Here is a 4,067-nt window from a genome sequence, read left to right as displayed (position 1 = left end):
CCGCGTGGCGAGCGGGTGGGTGCGCAGGTAGACGCGCTCGCGCAGGCCCGACATCAGCACCTCGCCGCAGTCGCCGAGCTGGCCCGAGATCACGATGGTCCGCGGGTTGAGGATGTTGACGAGGTCGGCGACCGCCTCGCCGAGGACGCGGCCGGCCTGGCGCACGGCCTGCGTCGCGCGCATGTCGCCGCGGAGCACGCGGGCCGTGACGTCGGCGACGTGCTTGATCGAGGGGTCGTCGGCCGAGAGGTCGCGGACGAGGGCCCAGCCGCTCGCGTACGCCTCCACGCAGCCGGCGTTGCCGCAGCGGCAGGGCAGCGGATCCGCGTCGACCGTGCCCGTGACCGCGCGAGTGTGGCCGATGTCGCCGGCCGCGCCTACGGCTCCGCGGATCGTCGCTCCGTTGAAGACGAGGCCCGAGCCGATGCCGGTGCCGAGCTTCAGGCTGATCAGGTTGTCGGAGCCGTGGTGGCGCGACTCGGCGAGGGCGCGGGCGTTCGCGTCGTTCTCGATGACGACCTGCACGCCCTCGTACGGCTCGGCGAAGTAGCCGGCGATGTCGAAGTCGTCCCAGCCGGTCATGATCGGCGGGTTGCGCACGCGCCCGGCGGCGAACTCGACCGGCCCCGGGACTCCGACGCCGATGCCGGCGACCGCGTCGCCCTGCTGCAGCCGCTCGAACGCGGCGATCACCAGCGAGAGCACGGCGTCCGGTCCCTCCCAGACGTCGACGACGCCGCTCTCGTGCCGGAGGGGGGTGCCGCGCAGGTCGCAGGCGGCGGCGACGAATCCGCTCGCCCCGATGTCGGCGGTGAGGAACACCGTGCCGACCAGGTTCATCGCGAACATGCTCGAGGGGCGCCCGCCGGTCGACTCGCCTCCGGTGGTGGGGGCGATCAGGCCGAGCTCCACGAGGGTCGCGAGGCGCTGGTTGACGGTGGAGCGGGAGAGCCCCGTCTGCTCCATCACCGCGTTGCGCGAGACCTCGCCCTGCTCGCGGAACAGCGCGAGGACGTCGGCCACGTGCGAACCGGCCTCGCCGGTGGAGTACCCCGTCATCGCTCCCCCTCTTGTCACGGTCAGCGTACATGCCTGCCGACGGGAAACCTGAAGTTGCCCGACTTTCGTATTGCGGTAACGCGAAAGCCCCGGTAGTTTTCACACACCGGCACGCAGTGGTGCCACTGATCCTCAAGGATGACGATGAACCGCACAGCACGCCGCCTCCTCCCGGTTCTCGCACCGGTCGGCGCCCTCGCACTCCTCCTCACCGGCTGCGCCTCGGGTGGCGACGCGGCCGCCGGCGGCTCCGGATCGACCAAGGTCGCCGCGGTCATCAAGGGCCTCGACAACCCCTTCTTCCAGGCGATGGAGAACGGCATCGAGGACACCGCGAAGGACGACTCCGTGGACGTCTCGGTGCAGGCCGCCGCCGACATCGGCGACACCACCGGCCAGGCCGACAAGCTCACCACCGTCGCCGGCCAGGACTTCGGCTGCCTCATCGTCAACCCGATCAGCGGCACGAACCTGGTGCAGGCCCTCGCCTCCGCCACCGGCAAGACGATCGTCAACATCGACAGCCCGCTCGACCCCGACGCGGTCGAGGCCGCGAACCTCGACGTCACCACCTACATCGGCACCGACAACGAGGCCGCGGGCGGCAAGGCCGGCGACTTCCTCCTGCAGCAGCTGCCCGCCGGCTCCGAGGTCGCCGTCATCGGCGGAGTCTCGGGAGACGTCACCAGCGCCGCCCGCGTCGACGGCTTCACCGCCGCGATCGGCTCCGACCTCACCGTCGTCCAGGAGGCCGCGGCCGACTGGAAGCGCGAGGTCGCGCTGACCAAGGCGACCGACATCCTCGCCGCGAACCCCGACGTGAAGGCGTTCTTCGCCGCGAACGACGACATGGGCCTCGGCATCGTCAAGGCCGTCGAGAACGCGGGCCTCACCGGCTCCGTCCAGGTGGTCAGCGTCGACGGCAACGAGGACGCGCTGCAGTCCGTGAAGGACGGCGGCCTCACCGCCACCGTCGCCCAGTACCCCTACGCGATCGGCCAGCTCGGCGTGCAGGCGTGCGAGGCCGTCGGCGCCGGCGAGGAGATCCCCGCCGAGATCGAGTCGCCCACCGCGCTCGTGACCTCCGAGACCGCGGAGCAGGCCCTCGGCGCCTTCCCCCAGCCGTTCGAGGAGTTCGACAACCCGCTCGCCGCGCTCGTCCCCAGCAAGTAGGACCTCCCGCCCATGGCAACCCAGGAAGCGACCATGACCTCAGTCACCGCCCGACCCCCGGCCAGCGCCTCCCCGCTGCTGGCGAACCTCCGTCAGCTCAGCTTCTGGGCCGAGAACGCCGCACCGATCGGGCTCGTCGCCCTGGTGATGGTGTTCTCGATCGCGACGCCGACGTTCCTCAGCCTCGGCAACATCAAGGCGATGCTCGTCGCCGCCGCGATCCTGGTCATCCTCTCGATCGGCCAGTCCTTCGTCATCACCACCGGCGGCATCGACCTCTCGATCTCGGCGACGATGACCGTCGGAGCGGTCGGCTTCGGCATCGGCTGGAGCGCCGGCTGGGGCTTCTGGCTCTCGGCGCTCGCGGCCCTGCTCTTCGCGGGGCTGATCGGAGTGATCAACGGCTTCCTGATCGCGAAGGGCAAAGTCACCGACTTCATCGCGACACTGGGCACGCTCTCGGTGGCGACCGGTCTCGCGCTGATCGTCTCCGACGGCAAGCCGATCACGGTCGGCAGCCCCGAGCTGCTCCGCCTCACCACCGGCTCGATCGGGATCATCGGCTACCCGATCATCCTGGCCGCGGTCATCGGAGTCCTCGCCTGGGTCGTCATGTTCCGCACCCGCTTCGGCCTGCACGTGCAGGCGGTCGGCGGCAACGAGGAGAGCGCGGTCGCCAACGGCATCAAGGCCGGACGTGTGCGCATCGCGGTGTACATCATCGCCGCCGTCCTCGCCGGAGTCGGCTCGCTCCTCCTCGTCGCCCGCGTCGGCGCCGCGGAGCCGGCCATCAACACGCAGTACCTGCTCAACTCCATCGCGGCCGTCGTGCTCGGCGGAGTGAGCCTCACCGGCGGCAAGGCCAAGATCGTCGGCCCGATCATCGGAGCGTTCCTCCTGACCGCGCTGACCAACGGCCTGACCCTGCTCGGCGTCTCGCAGTTCTACCAGCCCCTCGCCGTCGGCCTGGTGGTCGTGCTCGCCGCCCTCATCACCCGCTACCAGAAGAAGTGAGCCCAGCCATGACCAGCGACATCCTGCTCGAAGCGCGGGACATCAAGAAGTCCTTCGGCGGCGTCCACGCTCTCAAGGGAGCGTCGATGTCGATGCGCCGCGGCGAGATCACCGCCCTGATCGGCGACAACGGCGCGGGCAAGTCCACGCTCGTCCGCTGCCTCTCCGGGGTGCACCCCGCCGACTCCGGCACCATCACCCTCGACGGCGACGTGGTGCACTTCACCACTCCGCTCGGCGCCCGGGACGGCGGCATCGAGACGGTGCACCAGACCCTCGCCCTGGTCGAGGACCTGACCGTGTGGCAGAACTTCTTCCTCGGCCGGGAGCTCACCAAGGGCGTGCCCGGGGTGCGGTTCCTCGACCGGACGCAGATGAAGAAGACGGCCCAGGAGCTTCTCGGCGACCTCGCCGTGAACGTCCCGCCGGTCACCAGCAAGGTCCGCCGCCTCTCGGGCGGCCAGCGCCAGGCGGTCGCGATCGCCCGGGCCGCGGGCTGGGGCAGCAAGATCGTGATCATGGACGAGCCGACCGCGGCGCTCGGCGTCCAGGAGACGGCGCGCGTCGAGAAGATCATCCTCAAGCTGCGCGACGCCGGAGTGGCCGTGCTGCTGATCAGCCACAACTTCGACCAGGTGATGCGCCTGAGCGACCAGGTGTGGGTGATGCGCGCGGGCCTCGCCGTCGCCGGCCGCCGCACCGCCGAGACCAGCGGCGACGAGCTCGTCTCGCTGATCACGGGCGCGAAGGCCGCCTGATGCACCCCGAGTTCCTGCACCGCGGGAGCACGGAGCGCTCGTCGCCGATCGGGGTCCACGCGG

The 4,067-nt window shown here is 70.7% G+C and carries 4 protein-coding genes; 3 read left to right on the top strand and 1 reads right to left on the bottom strand.

All coding sequences use genetic code 11. From position 1 onward, the window contains the following. The coding region (locus C5C27_RS16795) for an ROK family transcriptional regulator (RefSeq protein WP_104314972.1) at window positions 1-1,059 on the bottom strand (1,059 nt) is incomplete at its 3' end. A gap of 144 nt (window positions 1,060-1,203) precedes the next feature. On the opposite strand from C5C27_RS16795, the gene C5C27_RS16790 reads away from it, so the two are divergent. Genes C5C27_RS16790 through C5C27_RS16780 form a run of 3 tightly spaced genes read left to right on the top strand, consistent with a single transcriptional unit; the run spans window position 1,204 to window position 4,004 of the window. Continuing rightward, window positions 1,204-2,232: a substrate-binding domain-containing protein gene (locus C5C27_RS16790; protein WP_104250235.1), complete on the top strand. Its 1,029-nt coding sequence runs from the start codon at window positions 1,204-1,206 to the stop codon at window positions 2,230-2,232. A gap of 33 nt (window positions 2,233-2,265) precedes the next feature. Beyond that, window positions 2,266-3,246, top strand: coding sequence for an ABC transporter permease (locus C5C27_RS16785; protein ID WP_104314971.1), 981 nt, complete (start codon window positions 2,266-2,268; stop codon window positions 3,244-3,246). A gap of 8 nt (window positions 3,247-3,254) precedes the next feature. Then, window positions 3,255-4,004 (top strand): ATP-binding cassette domain-containing protein, encoded by a 750-nt coding sequence (locus C5C27_RS16780; protein ID WP_104222715.1) that lies wholly within the window; start codon window positions 3,255-3,257, stop codon window positions 4,002-4,004. Window positions 4,005-4,067 lie beyond the last annotated feature (63 nt).

This window comes from Rathayibacter sp. AY2B7, from assembly GCF_002931635.1.
Classification (GTDB): Bacteria; Actinomycetota; Actinomycetes; order Actinomycetales; family Microbacteriaceae; genus Rathayibacter.
The sequence above is the reverse complement of the archived record's forward strand: the minus strand, read 5'-3'. Positions and strand labels throughout refer to the sequence as shown.